Genomic DNA, 17,863 nt, shown 5'->3' on the forward strand with positions numbered 1-17,863 from the left:
GCAGGAGCGGGAGGCCGAGGAAGACGAGGGTGGTGAGTCTGGGTGGACGGAAGCATCGCTGAGCTCCCCAGATCCCGCAATGGAGTGCCGTCCCGGACCTGAACCGCCGGCTGGTCGTGGATCTGCTCGCGTTGCTGGCCGCCCGGATCGTGGTCACCCCGGTCGGTCGGGGCGGGGGTGATCTCGGTGAGCGCGACGATGACGGCACCATGGGATCGTCTTGACGGCAAGATCCCCAACCCCGTTGGTCCGGAAGGCGCCGGAGACCTCACCGCCGACGAGCAGGCACGACTCGAGGCCTGCCTGGCCGGTATCGAGCTGCTGTCCACCGCAACGTGGATCGCGGGTAAGTCCCTCGACACCGTGGCCACCGGCCGCCTGTTCCGCAAGCTCCCGCACAAGCTGGAGCCGGAGCGCTGCTTCACCACCATCGAGGAGTGGGCCGAGACCGAACACGGCATCAGCCGGTCCCGGTGCAGCCAGCTCCGCGACGGCTGGCAGATCGGCGAAATCCTCAACGCTCGCGGCTACAAGGCCCCCGAGGGGCAGGTGCGCGAGATCGTGCCGTTCTTCAAGCGCCACGGCATCAAGGCCGCGGTCGGCGTGTACGAGATGGTCTTCCAGGCTGCGGGCGCGGACAAGGTCACCGCCAAGCGCCTACGTGAAACCGTGAAGCTTTTCCCCGGAGACCTGGCACTCAGCGACGAGGACGACGCCACCGTCATCGCCCAGTCCCTGGCCGGAGCCATCAAGGCAGCAACCCCGGTCATCCCCAAGTCGGCAAAAGGTGCCCTCCCGGCCGACCTCAAGCGTGACGTTGACCGGCGCTCCGTAGTGCTCGCGGGGCAACTGAACCGTGAGCGCATCCCGCGCAGTGAGGTCTTGAGCCACCTGCTAGCCGCCTTTGCCGACGAGGGGGACCCGCGGGTGTTCGACGCCGTCCTTGAACGGATGAAGGCCAGTAGCTGAAGACCGGACACGATGGGGCGCCCGGCCAAATGTGGTGGCCGGGCGCCCCGCCGCGTCTACAGGCGCACCCTACTCGTGGCCAGGGCACGGCATTCCAAAATTTTGGAATGGCTCACCCCGGGTGGGCCTCGTCGCTGTCAGCCCGCGGCTACCTCGCGGGCGGTGTCGGCGAGCCAGGCCGGGCCGTCGCGGTCGATGGCGCGCAGGGTGGAGCGCAGGCGGACGCGGGTGCGGGAGGAGGTGACCGTGCGCAGGATCGGCTCCAGCCGGAGCAGCGGAGCCTCGGCCTCCCGCCAGGCCCCGAGCAGGACCAGGGCGGTGAGTTCGGCGAGGATGTTGCCGAAATCCCGGCGGCCCCCACCGTGCGAGACGGCCGCGCTCTGCTGCAAGTACGGGAGTGCCGCGCGTGGATCGCCGAGGCTGAGCAGCGCCTCACCGGTATGCCCCGCGATCTCCGTGGGATCAATCCACCACGTATAGGCGGGGTCGGCCCTCTGGATCGAGTCCTGCAAGCCCCCGGCGGCCCGCTCCAGCGCGGCCAGGGCGCGTGTCCGGTCGCCTGCCTGCGCGAGGCTGCGGCCCTGCCGTGCGCGGGCCATGAGCGCGACCCGGCCCGGGACGTGACGGCCGCTCAGCACCTCGTCCGTGATAGCCAGGGCCTCACCGGGGCGGCCGGTGTGCACGTCCACCATGGCGATCATGTCCAGGACGAACCACTCCAGCGGGGCGTCACCGGCGAGCCGGGCCAGGGTGTGAGCCTCGGCCAGGGTGGCGCGCGCCTGGGGGAAGCGGGCCGCGTCGTGCAGCAGCCACCCGGCCACCTCACCGATCTCCGCGACCCGGGCAAGCTGCCGCTTGTCGGTACCGGTGATCCGACGGCGTTCGTCCTCCCATACCTGTACGGCGGCGTCCGCCACGCGATCCCCGCCGTGGCGGTTGTCGTGGGCGAGCAGCCAGCCCACCGCGTCGTGCACGTACGCGTCCGGCCCCCGCTCGTCCGCGCCGTCCAGCTCGCCCCTCGCCCGCGCGGCCGCCCGCTCCAACTCCTCCAGGGGCGCATTGAGCACGACAGCGAGCAGCGGCAGCCAGGCATCCGGCACGCGCAACCCGCGCTCCCACCTAGAGATCTCGTTGCGGGTCACCGTGGCCGTGCCGCTCACCACACACAGCCGCGCGGCGAGCTGGGGTTGGGTGAGCCGTGCCTGCTTGCGCAGCGCGGCCAGGTGCGCGCCGAAAGCGCGTCGCGCCGCCGTCACGGTGTCCATACAGGGGTGGCCTCCTCCCCTCCACGCTACGCGCAACTGGCCCCCTGCCTGGCCCCCCTTGCGGCTCCTCCACCCGCGCCAGCGAAGGAACTTCGATGGGGAGACCCCGGCGACCGTGCGACCGGCCCCGGGGCGTGGCCGACTACGAAGGAGTCGACATGGTCGAGCGTACGACAACCCCCGCTGCTGTCACCTGGCTCACGGAAGCGCGAGCGGACGTCCGTGGGGCGCTTGCGGCGTGGGACCGTGGCGACCTGGCCCCCGTCCCCGTCGGGCACGCGTGGGCCGTGGTCCGCCTGCCGCAGCGCCTCGGCTGGCTCACCATCCGGCGCCTGCGCGCCACCGGCGCGCCCCTCGGGCCGGTCCTGCACACCGAGACGCACGTCCTGGTCCTCATCCCGCCCGCGGCCGCCGGATCCTGGTACGCCCCGCAGACCACCACCTTGGGCCGGGGGGACTACATCGCGGCCCCGGACCCGGCCGTCACCGCACCGCGCACCACCCGCGCCCGCTCCTGGATCGTGGCGCCCACCCACCCGCTCCTCCTGACCGACCCCGGCGACCTCCACACCGCCTACCAGGCCGCCTGCGAGGCGCTGAAGGGGGCGGCGACGTGACCACCCCACCGGACGCCGAGGGCGAGGGATCGCCCCTGGACGCGGCCTACCGCGCGCACCTGGCCGACTGCTCCTGTCGGCATCTGGGCATCCTGGCCGACTGCCCCGAGGGCGCCCGCCTGCGCGCCCTGTCCAGGGGCGAGGACCCGCCCGCCGGCATCCGGCCCGACCGCAGCACGGAGGCCCGCGATGCCTAGGCCCACTCCCCTCGTCGTCCTCTACGACGTCCCCGACCCCAGCACCCTCACCCCAGGCCAGCGCTCCGGCGCCGACTGCGTCTGGTGCCAGCACCCGCTGCGCCCGCACGAGGGCATCGACCTCGGCGGGACCGGCGACTGGTGGCCCTGCGGCTGCGTGCCCTGCTGCACCCTCCAGAGCCGGGCCCTGGCCACGTACATCGACTGGTACGACCACGGCATCGGCTGCCTGTACTGCCCCCTGCGGCCCTGCGACCGGGCCCGCGCCCTGCACCAGGCCCACCTGGACGCCCGCCAGCACGCCGGGAAGCCGGACCCCACGTGCCTCGCGTGCCGGACCGTCATCGCGCCCGGCACGCCCATCCGCCCGCACCTCTGGCAGGCCGCGAACGGGGGCGGGCCGGTGTTCAGCTTCCTGCACACCCGCACGTGCCCGTCCGAGCGGGTGCCCTAGGCACTGTTTCTCGGATCACGTGCGAAGCCAGATGGCGAGGGCTGCGAGGGTGATGGTGCCGAGGTAGATGTAGCCGCGTTTCTCGTAGCGGGTTGCGACGGCGCGGAAGCCCTTGAGGCGGTTGATGGCCCGTTCAACGGTGTTGCGCTTCTTGTAACGCTCGCTGTCGAATCCGGTGGGCCGACCGCCGCGGGAACCTCGGTTTCGCCGGTGTCTTTGCTGGTCGAGGCGTTCGGGGATGGTGTGCCGGATTCCGCGTCGTCGCAGGTAACGGCGGTTCTTCCGGGACGTGTAGGCCTTGTCGGCCAGCACGTGATCGGGGCGGCTCCGTGGCCGCCCAACTCCGCTGCGGGGCACGGAAATCTGGCTCAGCACCCGCTCGAACTGAGGCCCGTCACCGTAGTGTCCGGGTGTCAGGACAAAGGTGAGGGGTCTGCATCGTCCGTCGGCAGCGAGGTGGATTTTGGTGGTGAACCCGCCGCGGGAACGTCCCAGGCATTCGCCGAGCGGACCACCTCCTCCAGCCGGACGACCAGTTTCCGCACCACCGGATCGACCTGGTTCGTACCCCGCCCCGCCCCCTTTTGAGGGGGCGGGGCCGAGGGGGCTTTCCTCGCGCCGGCAGCATGCTGGTGCGCCCGCACCGTGGTGGAGTCCACCGAGATGTCCCAGTCGATCCGGCCCTCTGCGTCCTCGGCCGCCTGGGCGCGAGACAGCAGCATCGCCCACGTTCCGTCCGCCGACCAGCGGCGATGACGTTTGTAGACCGTCTCCCACGGTCCGAACCGCTCCGGCAGGTCCCGCCACTGCACACCCGTCCGCACCCGATACAACACCCCGTTGATCACCCGCCGATGGTCACTCCACCGGCCTCCACGCGCACCACCACGAGGCAGGAGCGACTCCAGGCGATCCCACTCCGCATTCGTCAAATCCCCACGACCCATACACCCAGCCTGACCCCAACACCCATGTCACGTCAGGAGATCCGAGAAACAGTGCCTAGGCCCCCGGCCGCGCTACGCGCTACGCGATCCGGGCCCGCAACGGTCTCTATGGCTTTCTGTCGAGCGTGTGGCCGGGAGGGGAGGGGGCGGTCACTGTGTGGCTGGGTGGTGGCTTCGGGGCGGTGCGCCGTTCCGGCGCGTACGGCGGCGCCCCGTACGGCGGCGCCCTGCACGCAGGGTGTTCACTCCTGTGGCTCTCTTCGTGGGGCGGTGCGGGCTGGTCCGGTGTTCTGTTGTTCCGTGATTGTGGTGCCGTGTTCGCGGTATCACCGAACAAGAGGAGTTTCTATGTCTCGTCGTGCGCGTATAGCTGTCGGGGTGGCTGTTTCCGTGGCCGCGGCCGTCACTGCCGCGGCCCCGTCGGCGTCCGCGGAGGCAGCCCGTCTGGCCGGTCCGTCCGTGGTGACGCCGAACACCTGTGGCGGTCTCAACTCGGAGTTCACGGGCAGCGTGCTGCCGGATGCCCCGTTCAAGGGGGACCTCACCGTGGTCATCGACAACGTCACCTTCAAGTACACGCTCACCATCACCCCCACGGCAGCCAACGGCAACACGGTCAATGTCAACGCGCTCCTGCCTTCGGGCGAAGAGGTGTCCACCACCTCCAGTTTCATCCTCGACGTCAACAACCTGGGCAAGGGCAGCATCAGGTTCCAGTCGCCGACCGGCTCCGGCCGCAGCACCGACGTGTCCTGCACCGGCCTGGTCAACCGCTCCCGGGTCACCAAGATCACCGGCAAGATGACCGACCCGACCATCACCAACCACACCATCGGCGACTTCACCGTCAGCCGCCCCGCCATCTGATCCGGTCCCCCCATTACCCCCCAGATGTGCGTGAGGTCCCCTCACCAACAGGGGCCTCACCATTTCCGGGGGGGGCTGGTGGTTGACTACATCCGTTCTCATCCAGGACTGAGGGAGCATGTGGTGCCGGATGTGGCGGGCCGGGCCGGGGAGCGTCACCGTGCGCTGGTGCGGGAGCATCCGGAGTTGTCCGGTCCCGCTGGAGTCGAGGCAGTCCCGCTCAACCAGAGGTATCTGCTCAAGTGGCTCTGATTGAGCGGGACTTCGCAGTTCCACGGAATCGTCGGGCCGACGGTCTGTGGTCGTGTGCCTCGGATTGCGTGGGACCGCCGTGGTCGAGGCGTCCCGCTCAATCCGAGGCATGCAGGTCAGAGAGCGGCTATGCCTCAGTCCCAGCGGGATCGGACAGGAGTTGGTACGGGATCCGCAGCGGGTGCGTGTGGCAGAGGAGGTGATGGTGGTGGCGCCGGTGAAGGCGTATACGGCGGACCTGGTGAATGCGGCGCCGGATGAGTTTGTCCCGGCGAGGGGCGTGGGCATCCTCCACGCCAGCAAGCCCCGGGGCGCACATCAGGCTGCTGGTCCGTCTGCTGGTTTCCGCGGGCCCTGAGCATCACCTCAGTCACTGCTGCCGCCTGCCCGGCAGGCCTGATCTGGCTCTATCGGGGCAGTTGGCCCCACCTCACCCGGCTCGGTCTGGACCCACGCGCCAGTTCCCGGGCCACGTCCTCAGGGGGGACGAAGAAAGGGAAACGATCATGAACGCTGGCAGAATCCGGTCACGGGTCGCGATGGCGGTCGCTTGCACCCTGGGCTGCAGTCTTCTCCAGGCGGCCACCCAGGCCACCCCCGCCCACGCGGCCGAATGCCCCACCAGGACCGGCACCTACACCTTCACCACCGCGGAAGTCCTCCACTGCACCATCCCGACATTCGGCGTACATAGCGTCCGCGTGATCGCCTTCGGAGCAGGAGGCGCCGGCGCCGACGGCAAGCCCAATAGGACTCGTCGCATCGATCAGACCGATGTACTGGTAGGGACGGTCATCGATACCGGAGGCATTATCGTCGAGGAGCCATCGGAAGAAGGCAGTATCGATGATGTCCTCAGCGCTAAGGGCGCAACCTCGGGCGGAGGCGGGGGCTCAGGCGCTGGCGTGGAATGCGGCTTCACGATCGGTTACGACCCGGGACAGGTCTACCCCGCGGCCGACTATACGGTCATCGTACCTCCCGGTGTTGGCCAGGTGAGCGGCGGAGGGGGCGCTCGTGGCAGTGCCGCTCAGGTTCTCCTCCCTGAGGAAACCGGAATTAAGAACCTTGTCACCGCACAGGGAGGAGACGGCGGGGAAACGGCCAATGTTTCCGGCGCCAGAGGAGGCAGCGGCGGTTCCGTCGGTACGTCTGAGGATCCCACCGAGCGCGGCAGTTGTCAGGGGAGCACGCTCATCAGCGCGCGCAGCGGCGGGCGGGGAGGCGACGGCCAAGAGAGAACGCTGCAGTCGGGCATCACCATTGAGGGTGGCGCCGGAGGACTGCCCTCGACGCCGGTGCCCGAGGCCTGTGGCTCCTCCGGCAGGGGTGGCAAGGGGGGCGACGTGGTGGTCGACTCCGACGGCCAGGTCAATGCTCAGAGCGGTGCCTCCAGCCAGTCGGGCTGCGTGCAGATCATCCTCTCCTGAGGGCACCGGGCAGAGCGGAACCGGAGGGCCGGGGACTGGCGCGGCGGCTGATGCCTCGCTGCCAGTCCCGCCGGTGAGCCAGGATGTAGATCTGCCGCGGGTTTGGCGACAGGCGGCGGTGTGGCGGTGTGAGACCGGCGGTGTGGCGGTCCTGTGCCGGTCAAAACGGAAGGCATGGCGGTGGCCGGGCGGTCCGCTGCGGCTTCCCGGGGAGCCGGTGCCGCAGCTCGCGCGCGGTCGGCGTGCACACGTGCGCGTGCCCACGCGTGCACCCGAGCGGCCGGCCATGGTCAGAGTTCCTCTCATGAGTCCCATCTGACCCGCGGTCAACTTCCTCCGCATCTCGGGGGAGTCTCACGGCAGCGGATGCCGGGTGCGGTGTGCGGCCGGGCAGGTTCCGCAGGGCGGGCTTCCGGGGGCTGCCCTGCGGTCTCACTCGCCGAAGTCGAGCTGCAGGCACCCCGGCTCACCGTCAGTGCCGGGCTGCGAGAGGTCTTCATAAATCGCCTCGGAGCCTCCGTTGCCGCCGGTACCGGAGACGGTACCGGTGTCGGGGTTGACGCACTCCGGGGGCACCGGCTCTGGCACCATGCCACCCGTCCCACCCGTCACAGTGTTGGGGTCCTGGTCATGGCCAAAGCTGCCACCTGTCAAGCGGTCATAGAATTCGCCGCGGCTTCCTGGGTTGCCAGCTTGGGCACTGTTGAAATGGCTGTGCCAGCAGCTTCCTTCCTTGTAGGTGACGCTGGACGAGCCGACGGGCCCGCCAGGGCCCGGTTCATTCGCAAAGTAGCCGCCGCCGCTCTTTCCTCCTTCTGCGTTGGCGACGTTCCAGACCTCGCCGTTCCACAAACGCCTAATGACCTGGGTCGCATGAGCCTGCCCGTCGGCATCAACGCTGTCACCGACAAGGAGATCGAGCTCGACTCCCGGCTCAGTCTTGAGGGTGCAATGCGCGATGGCAGCCGAGCCCCCGCCCCCGCCGCCATAGAAATGGGTATCTTCGGAGCCATACCTGACGTCACCGTCCGCGCCGTCGCCTCCTGCGCCGATGACTGTAATGCCGATGCTGTATACCCCATCGGGGACAGGGCAGCTGAGGAGGTACATCTTGGTGGTGAAGGTGTATTTGCCTCTGGCGTTGCGGGGAGGGCAGACGGGGTCCGGAGCCTGGTGGGCGGGAGCGGCCGCGCGGGCGGGAGCGGCCACGGCCAGGGGCACAGAGGTGCCGAGCAGGGGCAGAGCGGTGCCGAGCAGGCCGAGTGCGGCTAGTGACGCTCTGGCCCCAGCGGAACGCGGACGACGCCTCATGACAGATACCTCCCACAACAGAAGCCGGACATAAAGGTACGGAACGGGATGTATGGTATCGGGTGGTGCGGGCCGGGAGGGCCCGCACCACGCCAGGGCTGACGGCGGTCTTCGTGAGCGGTTCTGATCCACTTCTTGCGGGGTGGTGGCCGAGGGTGACGGTCCGTCAGTCCGATAGGGGGTATCTGCGGCCGGAGGAGAACGAACCCGGCACGACCGTACCCGTCGGGAGTGTCCGGAGATGGGTGCGGGATCCGCGACGTGGTGGTCGACTCCAAGGGTGGCTGCGACGTCGGTAGCCGGGTCCTGGCGCGAATTCCGTGAAGGCGATCACGCTTCCGTACGCCGGTGACACGCGGTCACATTGCCGGGATCCTGGCTGACGTGTGAGGACCTGATGGCGCGGCTGCTCCCGCACCTGGAAGCGGTGCAGGTGGAGCAACTGGTGCGGGCAGAAGGCGTGTTATCTGTCGTGGCGCATTCGAGGGACGGGCGGGAGTACGCCTGTCCGGTGTGCGGGACGCCGTCGCGACGGGTGCACAGCCGGTACGGGCGTCGGCTCGCCGACGCCCCAGTCGGCGGTTGCCGGAGTGTGATTGAGCTGTCGGTCCGGCGGTTGTTCTGCGACAACTCAAGCTGCACCAGAGTGACGTTCGCCGAGCAGATAGAGGGGCTGACCTTCTTCTACGGCCGCCGTACGCCGCTGCTACGCGCCCTGCTGGAGGCGATCGGGGTGGCGCTCGCGGGACGGGCCGGCGGTCGGCTAACCGATATGCTGGGCGCCCCGGTGGACCGATCAGTGCTGCTGCGGCTGGTGATGGCGCTACCCGACCCGCCCGTGGGGACGCCGCGGGTCCTGGGCGTCGACGACTTCGCGACCCGCAAGGGACATGTCTACGGAACGTTGCTGGTCGACGCGGAGACACACGCACCGATCGACATGCTCCAAGGCCGCGAAGCCGGGCCACTGGCCCGCTGGCTGTCCGCGCACCCCGGCATCGAGATCATCTGCTGGGACCGGTTGGGGTCCTACAGCGACGCGGCCCGCACCGCCGCTCCGAGCGCGATCCAGGTTGCGGACAAGTGGCATATCTGGAACAACCTCGGCAAGGCCACCGAGCGGTGCGTGACCGTCCATCGCCGTTGCCTGCCTCCATGGTCCCCGGAGGTGGGGCCACAGCAGGCCGACATCAACGACAGCGAGGAGGCGTTCCCTGCCTCGCACCAGCGCACTGTCGAGCTCGCCCGCACCCGATGGCGCCAAGTCCACGACCTGCTCGATGCCGGGATGGGGATCCGCGCGATCGCACACTGGCTCGGCTGGGGACGGCACACGGTGCAGCGGTATGCCCGCGCCGCCCGCTGGCAGGACCAGGTCACTCTCCGCCCCCGCCGCACCAGCGCCCTCGACCCGCATGCCGACTACCTGAGGCAGCGGTGGGAGAACGGCAACGTGATGATCGAAGACCTCCAACACGAGCTCCACGAGCAGGGATTCGACGTCAGTTACTCCACCTTGCGGGACTGGATCAGCCGCATTCTCCCGCCCCGCGCGGCACCTCCCGCACCACCGCCGCGACCGCCGACCGTGCGCCAGGTGACCGGCTGGCTCACCCGCCACCCGGACACGCTGCGCGAGGAGGAGACCCGCCAGCTCAAGATCACACTCGCCGCATGCCCAGAACTGGCCACCGCCCACGAACACATCCGCGCCCTCGGACAGATGCTCCAGAACCGCCAGGCCGCCGAACTGCCCGCCTGGATCGAGGAGGTCACCGCCGACGAGCTGCCCGGCCTCACCGGCTTCGCCAAGGGACTGGCCACCGACCTGGACGCAGTCACCGCCGGCTTCACCATCAGCTGGAGCTCCGGTGTTGTCGAAGGACGCATCAGCGACCTCAAGATGCTGAAGCGGCAGATGTTCAACCGGGCTGGACTCCCTCTGTTGAGAAAGCGCGTCCTGCTCGTCGCCGCCTCCCGACGCTCACGTACCGTGACATACACCCGAGCCACGTGATCGCCTTCACGGAATTCGCGCCAGGACCCGCTGGAAGACGCCGTAGCCACTCCAAGGGCGAGGCCAGCACTGAGAAGGGCGCTCCCAGCCCGTCAGGCTGCGTGCAACTCATCCTTTCCTAGCCGGGCGCGAAATGCCGTGTCCCGCACGGACCGCGCAGGGCCTCGCTGGGCCTGACAGGACCGACCCCCCCTTGTCGCTGCGGGGCCCGCCTCGTTCCTCCTTGGCAGCCCACGCACACTCCCCACGAGATACCGACCAGCTGATCGCCTTGCATCTGACGGGGCACGCCCGAGCCTGGCCACGAGCCGTGGCCGTCGGCGTCCAGTATCACGCGCAGCAGCTGTCGGCGGACCATCCCCGCCGGGCCCTCGCCGGAATTTGGGAGGGCCCGGCGGGTTTCGGGGCCAGGCGGGGGCTGGGCATGCAAGGGTGTGCGGGATTCGTTGAAGCGGGGAGAGTGGCTGTTCGGTGGCGAGAGTCAGAAGGCGGCGGCGGTTCCAGGTGGAGCCGGCTGCTGTCGGCCCGCAGATGCGGGAGCCGGTGGAAGTGCCCAAGGCCCGGGTACCGCAGCGCGCGTACGACTGCTGTGCGGTGGAGCAGGTCCGTGGCTGGCTGGGCGGCACGGTGCTGGTGACCACGGTCCACAGGCAAGGGTGCCCGGTGTGGGGGCGAGAGACGTAGCCCGGGCGGCTCCTGGTCCTCGACATCGTCCAGGAGCCGCAGCACCGTGCAGCGACCGGTGAACGGGGCAGCGACACGCAAGGCACGCCGCACGCCCTCACCAGCGCATGCCGAGCGCGGACAGTTCGGCGCGCTCCTCGTCGGTCAGCTTGTCCGCGCGGCGCCGGGTGTTGTCGAGCCACCCGCCCAACTTCACCTCCTGGCCGTCGACGGTCTCAATGTGCTTGCGGGGCACGGTCAGGTGCCCCTCGCGGGCGTGGAAGGCGCGGGCGGCCGCCAGGCCGAGGGCACGCCGGTCGGCCTGCGAGCGGCGCGGCCGCGCGGCCACCGCCTGCCGCCGCTGCTCGGCGGGCGCGGCCTCGATGCCCACCGTGGTCAGCAGCCACTGCTGCGCGGGCAGCAGCCGCCCGAACTCCACCCGCTGCGCCGCGGCCCACGCGCCCAGGTCCTCGCCCTGGACGATGACGGCGCCCGCCGTGGCGGGCAGCTCGCCGCCGCCGGTGACGTGCACGCGCACCAGCGTGAAGCAGCGCTGCCATCCGGTGTCCCACACCGGGCACCACCCCGGATCGATGGCATCCATGGCCTCCATACGGCCCGCTGACAGCTCACCAGCCGACGACACACCCGATTCCCCGGCCGCCCGCCGCTCAGCGTTCCTGCGGGCCTTCTTAGCCGCCGCCCGCTGGTTCTTCGCCCACACCCCGATCGGGTTGTGAGGTTCGGGGAAGAGGGGTTGGGGTGTTCGGGTTTCCTCGCCATTGATGCGGGATCGTTTTTGTGCTGGTCGTTGGCCGTGTCAGCTGGTTGATCTTGGTGGCGGTGATCCGGATTTGGTGGTGATGACCCCGGACCGGCGGGTGGCGTGTTCGTCGGATCTCCTTCGTGGCGAGCTCTATAGCGCGTGTGTGCCCGAGCCGGGGGCGGATCGATGGGGTGTCACTCGTCTTGGGGAGGTCTCGGCCTGCCTCTCCGCGTGGGGGGCTCTAGCGTCGCTTCCGTCGCGCTCGCCACGGGCGTTGCTTGAACTGCCCTTGTGTGGGGCGGCTGTTGACTGCTGGAGGCTGGCATCGTGCCCCTTGTTGCGTTATCCGTTCACCCCTGTCACGGGTACCGATGACAGAGACTGGCGACGCGTCCGAGGCCATGGACATCGGTTTGGGGCGGCATCGGGATGAGCTCAGGCCTGCGGCGGTGGCTCAGTTGCTGCGGCTGCGGGCCGCGGGGGAGTTGACGACCGGACATGTACGGCTGGTCGCTGACGCGGTGGGTGTGCACAAGAGGACGGTGTGGAGCTGGCTGGTCCGCGCGGAGGAGACCGGCAGTGTGGAGAAGCCGGAACGTCGCCGGTTCCGGATCACCGAGGAGATCATCGATGTCCTCGCTGATTATCAGGGCAACGTGAAGCGCGCTCATGAGCGCCTGGTCGAGGTGGCGGTGGCGGCAGGGGAGAAGCCGCCGGGACTGACGACGCTGCACGATGCGATTGCCCGGGATCTTGATCCGGGGTTCATGGCGGGCCTGCGGGAGGGGATTCCCGCGGCTCGGGGGTTTGATCCGGCGTTCCAGCGGCCGGCGGTGGCCCGTAATGAGGTGTGGGAGGGGGATCACAAGCAGGCCGAGACCGTCGTGATGATGCCCGATGGCAAGCCGTCGAGGGTGTGGGTGACGTGGTTCGAGGACCGCGGCACCAGCTATGTGATGGGCTGGGCGGTCACCGCTGGCTCCGCGCACCGCGGTTCGGTCCTGGCCGCGGTACGTATGGCCGTGCTGCGCGAGGCCCCCTACGGCCCGCCCGGCGGGCTGCCGCACCTGGTGCGCGTCGACGGTGGCGCCGACTTCCTGTCCAAAACCGTCCTGCGCGCCTTCGGCCTGCTGGGCGTGCCGGTGCACCGGGTGCGCAGCGCCCGCCACAAGGGCGGTATCGAGCGTCTGAACCACACCAGCATGACCCGCTTCTTCGCCGACCTGCCCCGTTACACGAAGGCGCCCCGGCTTGATCACCGCCGCCGCCTCGGCGAGACGGACCCGCCGCTGACCTTCGAGGCGTTCGTGGGCCTGCTGGGCGAGTGGGTCGAGAAGCACAACACCGAGCACGTCATCGAGCGCACCGGTATGACGCCGCTTGCGGCCTGGCTGGCCGATCCCGCTGAGGTCCGGCCCGAGCCGAGCGCGGCCGAGCTGCGCGCCCTGATGCTGGAGAGCGACCACCGGCCCCGCAAGATCACCAGTCACGGGGTGGAGTTCAACAAGCGTGCCTACATGCCCGAGAACGGGGTGGGCCGGATCGGGCTCGAGGTCCGGGTGCGGTGGATGCCGCACCACCATCACGAGATCGATCTGTACACCTTCCGCGGCAACCGCTACCTGGGCCGGGCCTTCCTCAGCAACGAGGCCAGCGAGGAACTGCGCGCCAAGGTGCTGCACGACCGCGATGAGCACAGCGCGGAGCTGCGGCGGGCCTTGAAACGCTCCGGCGAGCGCAAGCGGGAACGCCACCTGCCGTCCACCCGGCCCGAGGTGCCTGTCCGAGCCCTGCGTATGACCGAGCGGGAGGCCCGCGCCGAACTCAAGGGCACCGTCCCGCCCCCGCTGCCTCGCCGTCGGGCACAGCCCTACCGGCCCCTGACCCCGATCCCGGCCGCGTGGAAACGCCCCGGCCTCACCGACACCACATCTAAGGACGACGCATCGTGACAACGGCCCCCAAGCACAAGCACATTGGCCAGCGCCGCCAGCCGGTCACCGCATCACCGGGCGAGGCATCGAGGCGCCGCCCCGACCTGCGCCCGCAGCACTTCCTCGGCCTCAAGGACTCCACGCTGGTCGCCACGGACACCCTGCTGCAGATCAAGGACACCGTCATCGACACCGTCGAGTCGAAGGCCATGTCCGTGATCTACGGCGACCCGGGGCTTGGCAAGAGTTTCTCCACCCGCGCCACGATCCAGGAGATGAACCCGGACCTGATCCTCCCCCTCGACTTCGCCCGTTCCCGCCCCGGGCCGAAGGACCTGCGCGAGGAGCTGTTCCACCAGATGCGGCTCAACTGCAAGATGCCCGGCACTGCGACCGCGTTCGACAAGCTGCTGCGCGAAGCCCTGCCGCGGCGTCCGTATGTGATCGTGTGCGATGAGGCCCAGCAGTACCGGCGGGAGAATTTCGAGTTCCTGCGCAAATTGTGGGACAACTGCGACCCCCAGCCCGCCATCGTCTTCGTCGGCGGCCGCGAGGCCTACGAGACCCTGCAGAGCGACCCGGCGCTCGCCTCCCGGATCTACATTCGCCTGGAGATCCTCGCGATGACCGAGGACGAGATCCTCAAAACCGTCCCCGACTCCCACCCCGTGTGGCGCGGTGTGGACGAGGCGCTGCTCAAGCGGGTCGACACCCAGTACGCGCTGGGCTCCTTCCGCGAGTGGGTCAAGGTGACCAAGCACGTCATCAAGGGCATGGAGTACTTCGGCGTCGAGCAGGTCAACGATGAGGTCGTCGACTGGGCCCTGGCCCGATGCTGACCAAGACGGCGGCGCGGCCTTTGGCGGCACCACGGCCCTTCCCCCTCGCCGGTCAACCAGCGCCCCCGGAACTGCACTTCCTCAGCCTTCCTGGGGCGCGCACCGTCCTCACTCCCGGTCTCGTGGCAGTCGATCACGCGCTCGCCGAGGCCTGCCAGCAGCAGCGTTTCCTGTGCGTACTGGGCGACGCTGGAGTCGGTAAGACCTTCGCCGTCCACCACGCTGCCCGTACCCGCTTCCCTCAGGCGCGCGTCTCGCTGCGTCTGGGAGCCAGGCCCCGGCCGGCCGACCTGCGCGCCCACCTGCACCACGCTCTCGAACTGCAGAACGCTGCGCCGGCCGAACCGGCGGCTGCCGACGCCCTGATCCGCCGTGCGCTGAGAGCCAGGCCGCGCATCGTGGTCGTCGACGAAGCCGACCGGATGCCCGAGGCATGCTTCGAGTACCTCCGGTTCCTGCACGACGACCTTCCCGGCGGACTGTGCACCGTCCTGATCGCCGGACAGCGAGGTGAACGGGCCCTGCGCGCCCAGCAGATGCTCCACACCCGCACCGCGCAGTGGCTCACCCTCCCACCGCTGGCCCGTGATGAGATTCCCCGTACCGTTCCCGTCCTGCACCCGCTGTGGCAGACCGTTGCACACGATCATCTCTGGTCGCTGGACGGCGACTTCGCCCACGGAAGCCTGCGCCGCTGGGCCCTGCTCACCCACCACATCCAACGCACCCTGACCGCCACCGGTGCAACCAGCCCCCACCCGGGTCTGTTGCGGCAGATCATCCGCCGTATCGACACCTCCCACCGCCCATGACCGCCCCCGCCCACCTCACCGCACCGTCGGCCCCGCCGCCCGTCACGCTCCTGCTGGACGCGAGCGACGACCGAACCATCCACCACGCCGCCCACCAGCGAGCCCACCCCCAGGGCGGCTGCATCACCGCCGATCCCACCCCGCACACCAACAGCCTCGCCTACCTCGCCCTGGACCTGCTGCGCGCCATGGGCCGCGACAGTTTTACCCGCCCCGACGCCGAGCGGATGTCCACAGACGCGGCCTGGCGCGCCGTGACCTGCTGGACCCTGACCACCGGGCTCAAGCAGGCCATCGTGCTGCGCGCCCACCGCCTCACCCCCGAACGCCTGGCGCGCCTGGCCACCTGGCGCGCCGAGACCGGCATCCGCCTCGTCCTCATCGCCCACACCTCCACCGAGGCCACCGAGTACCGCCTGCGGGCACGCCTTGCCGCCACCGGCCTCGCCGATCCACACACCGTCTCCGGCACCCCCGCCATCCTGGACGCCATCGGCCCGCCCGACACAAGCCGACGCCACGGCCCGCCCCCGCCCGATCACATCCCTCCGCTGCCCGACTTGCCCGATGGCGACGCCGCCTCCTTCCTCCAGGAGTGCAGACGCCACCTGAACAAGGACGACTTCGCCCGCACCGACAGCCAGTACCGGGCCGGCCACGCCGCCGCCCGCACCTGGCTGGCCCGTCACCCCAGCTTCACGCCCGCGGCGACGGCCACCGTCATATCCCCGGACGAGGGCACCGGCCCGCACGAACCCACCGACTGGAAGGACATGGAGAGCCTGCGCCTGTTCCTGTCCCGCCTCACTGTCTCAAGCCCCAGCCCTGGGCACACCCTCGCCCGCGTACGCGGTGCCCAGGCCCACTTCCTTGGCCGGCAGCTCCACCTCGACGTCCCTGACGACCTCGCCGCGCGCTGCGGCCCCGGCGTCACCACCGTGCCGATCACCCCGCACGTGGCTCACACTCTCACCACGAACCTGCCCAATCCGCTGCGCGCCGCCGCGGCAGCCGCCCTGCTGTTCACCGGCACCGACCCGTCCCTGCTGTCCATGACCCAGATCACCAGTGTCGACGAGCAGGCCACCCTCTTGGCCATCGACCGCGACTCGAGGATCTACATCGGCATGCCGCCCGGCCCCCGGCACATGTACGCCATTCCGGCCCGCGCCCGCCCCCTGCTTGCCGCCGCCCTCGCCTTCCGCCACCGCACCCCGCGCACCGCCGACCATTTCGGGCTGTTTGCCGGCTGCTTCGGCACCTCCATCCGCTTCGACCACCTCATCCGCGACGCCGGCCTCGACATCCCGGCCGTCACACACCCGCACCCCGCCGAGGACTGGCACACCGCCGCCCGCTGCCAGCACGTGAACGTCCCTGTCCCGGCCGCCCCCGCCGCCCCGGCCTTTTCGGCCCGGGCGCGTCTGCGCCCACCCACCACTCGACGTCCGCTCTGAGGCTTCCGGCACTGCCGCCGACAGCCGCTTTGACCGCAGAGGATCCCGACATGAGTTCTGCCCTTGGCCAGACAGAAGAGTTCGGCACTCCCGGCGACTGGCCCGACTGGTGCCGACCTGGGCACTGAACGCAGCCAAGACCGCGATCAAGGACGCCGTTGAGGGCGGTCGCATGACGTGCCTTCATGGCGACGCAGGTGTCGGCAAGACACTCGGCGCCTCCATCGCGCTGCGCACCATCGGATGCGAGCAAATGATCTGGCCATGGCTCCGCTTCAGTTCCACCGCGCGCACCCTGCGCGAGAAACTCTTCCACGCCCTGGTGCTGGACGGGCCTGTGCCCCACCGGCCCGCAGCGGTGGACGCGTTGCTGCACGAGGCACTCGCCCGCCGCCGCTATGCCCTGGTGCTTGACGATGTACAGAACCTGAACGCCGACTGCCTGCGTCTGATTCGCTCTCTGTGGGACGCGGGAGACAGCCACAGCCGTCCTGCTGTCGTGTTCATCGGTGACCAGCGCGGCTATAAGAAGCTGCGCAGGGAACAGGCCGCGCGGATCTCTACCTGGAACAGGATCGACCGCCTGGGAGCCGACGAGGTCCGCACCGCAGCGCCCGCCTTCCACCATGAGTGGGCGAAGGTGCCCCTAAACCTCATTGGCAAGGCCGACGCGTACGGTCCGCAGGGCCGTATACGAAGCGGACTGACGGTGCGATGGGCCTGTCCCGGGAGGAACGCGTCCCCTCCTGCGGCGACGCAGGGGTGCGCTGCCCGCCCGCCGACGCATCCCCGGGTATGACCTGCTGTTTGCCTTCCGGCCAGCCTCCAGCTGCCACCTCGGTCTGCTGTGCCTTGGCGGGGCCCTGATGGGTGGGCATCCCGTCCGCCGGGTGTGTGCGGTCCCTCCGTCATGTGAGCAGGGGAGACCGGCGCCTTGAGCGGCTGAGGAACACACCTGCGGTCGCTGGAGGGTGCTCCTCGGCTCGCGGTCTTCGGGGCCCGAGAATGCGCGGCGGGATGGCTTTTTTCGTACTTGCGTCTCTCTGCGTTGTCTTGAAGAGCGTGG

15 protein-coding genes and 1 pseudogene are annotated in these 17,863 nt (G+C 69.7%); 12 read left to right on the plus strand and 4 right to left on the minus strand.

The features are described 5' to 3' along the window. Positions 1-186: 186 nt before the first annotated feature. Positions 187-969 (plus strand): hypothetical protein, encoded by a 783-nt coding sequence (locus tag C9F11_RS47025; RefSeq protein WP_138968691.1) that lies wholly within the window; start codon positions 187-189, stop codon positions 967-969. A 137-nt stretch (positions 970-1,106) separates the two neighbouring features. Here the strand turns inward: C9F11_RS47025 and C9F11_RS47030 are convergent, their stop codons facing one another. Next, positions 1,107-2,234, minus strand: a complete 1,128-nt coding sequence (locus C9F11_RS47030; RefSeq protein WP_138968693.1) for a helix-turn-helix transcriptional regulator — start codon at positions 2,232-2,234, stop codon at positions 1,107-1,109. Positions 2,235-2,392: 158 nt separating this feature from the next. Here C9F11_RS47030 and C9F11_RS47035 point away from each other — a divergent pair, with 158 nt between their 5' ends. From C9F11_RS47035 to C9F11_RS47045, 3 genes are read left to right on the plus strand one after another with little or no spacing between them, the layout of a single operon-like run. Continuing rightward, positions 2,393-2,851: a hypothetical protein gene (locus C9F11_RS47035; protein ID WP_138968695.1), complete on the plus strand. Its 459-nt coding sequence runs from the start codon at positions 2,393-2,395 to the stop codon at positions 2,849-2,851. Next, the gene (locus tag C9F11_RS47040; RefSeq protein ID WP_138968697.1) at positions 2,848-3,048 is read left to right on the plus strand and encodes a hypothetical protein; all 201 of its coding nucleotides are present in this window, start codon (positions 2,848-2,850) and stop codon (positions 3,046-3,048) included. The genes C9F11_RS47035 and C9F11_RS47040 overlap by 4 nt, the downstream gene beginning before the upstream one ends. Beyond that, entirely contained in the window at positions 3,041-3,502 is a 462-nt protein-coding gene (locus C9F11_RS47045) for a hypothetical protein (protein ID WP_138968699.1), read from the plus strand. The genes C9F11_RS47040 and C9F11_RS47045 overlap by 8 nt, the downstream gene beginning before the upstream one ends. A gap of 15 nt (positions 3,503-3,517) precedes the next feature. Here C9F11_RS47045 and C9F11_RS47050 read toward each other — a convergent pair. Continuing rightward, positions 3,518-4,449, minus strand: a pseudogene (locus C9F11_RS47050) (IS5 family transposase). A gap of 378 nt (positions 4,450-4,827) precedes the next feature. Here C9F11_RS47050 and C9F11_RS47055 point away from each other — a divergent pair. Both C9F11_RS47055 and C9F11_RS47060 read left to right on the plus strand, forming a co-directional pair. Beyond that, a complete protein-coding gene (locus tag C9F11_RS47055; protein ID WP_138967935.1) occupies positions 4,828-5,316 on the plus strand; it encodes a hypothetical protein in 489 nt (162 codons plus the stop codon). A 758-nt stretch (positions 5,317-6,074) separates the two neighbouring features. After that, on the plus strand, positions 6,075-6,998 hold the full coding sequence (locus C9F11_RS47060) for a hypothetical protein (protein ID WP_138968701.1): 924 nt from the start codon (positions 6,075-6,077) through the stop codon (positions 6,996-6,998). A 432-nt stretch (positions 6,999-7,430) separates the two neighbouring features. Here the strand turns inward: C9F11_RS47060 and C9F11_RS47065 are convergent, their stop codons facing one another. Further along, entirely contained in the window at positions 7,431-8,108 is a 678-nt protein-coding gene (locus C9F11_RS47065; RefSeq protein WP_138968703.1) for a hypothetical protein, read from the minus strand. A 598-nt stretch (positions 8,109-8,706) separates the two neighbouring features. On the opposite strand from C9F11_RS47065, the gene C9F11_RS47070 reads away from it, so the two are divergent. Continuing rightward, complete coding sequence (locus C9F11_RS47070; protein WP_138968705.1) at positions 8,707-10,326, plus strand: ISL3 family transposase; 1,620 nt, start codon at positions 8,707-8,709, stop codon at positions 10,324-10,326. Between the two features lie 781 nt (positions 10,327-11,107). Here C9F11_RS47070 and C9F11_RS47075 read toward each other — a convergent pair. After that, the gene (locus C9F11_RS47075; RefSeq protein WP_249402401.1) at positions 11,108-11,593 is read right to left on the minus strand and encodes a helicase associated domain-containing protein; all 486 of its coding nucleotides are present in this window, start codon (positions 11,591-11,593) and stop codon (positions 11,108-11,110) included. 455 nt (positions 11,594-12,048) lie between these two features. Between C9F11_RS47075 and C9F11_RS47080 the strand changes: the two genes are divergently transcribed. From C9F11_RS47080 to C9F11_RS47100, 5 genes are all read left to right on the plus strand, one after another. Continuing rightward, entirely contained in the window at positions 12,049-13,707 is a 1,659-nt protein-coding gene (locus C9F11_RS47080; RefSeq protein ID WP_249401520.1) for a Mu transposase C-terminal domain-containing protein, read from the plus strand. Beyond that, positions 13,704-14,528: an ATP-binding protein gene (locus C9F11_RS47085; RefSeq protein ID WP_138957288.1), complete on the plus strand. Its 825-nt coding sequence runs from the start codon at positions 13,704-13,706 to the stop codon at positions 14,526-14,528. The genes C9F11_RS47080 and C9F11_RS47085 overlap by 4 nt, the downstream gene beginning before the upstream one ends. A gap of 122 nt (positions 14,529-14,650) precedes the next feature. Next, positions 14,651-15,340: an ATP-binding protein gene (locus tag C9F11_RS47090; protein ID WP_249401519.1), complete on the plus strand. Its 690-nt coding sequence runs from the start codon at positions 14,651-14,653 to the stop codon at positions 15,338-15,340. Continuing rightward, entirely contained in the window at positions 15,337-16,797 is a 1,461-nt protein-coding gene (locus tag C9F11_RS47095; RefSeq protein WP_212767777.1) for a hypothetical protein, read from the plus strand. Before C9F11_RS47090 ends, C9F11_RS47095 begins: the two co-directional genes overlap by 4 nt. 109 nt (positions 16,798-16,906) lie before the next feature. After that, positions 16,907-17,596, plus strand: a complete 690-nt coding sequence (locus C9F11_RS47100; RefSeq protein WP_138957286.1) for an ATP-binding protein — start codon at positions 16,907-16,909, stop codon at positions 17,594-17,596. Positions 17,597-17,863: the final 267 nt, after the last annotated feature.

The organism is Streptomyces sp. YIM 121038 (genome assembly GCF_006088715.1).
Lineage (GTDB): Bacteria > Actinomycetota > Actinomycetes > Streptomycetales > Streptomycetaceae > Streptomyces.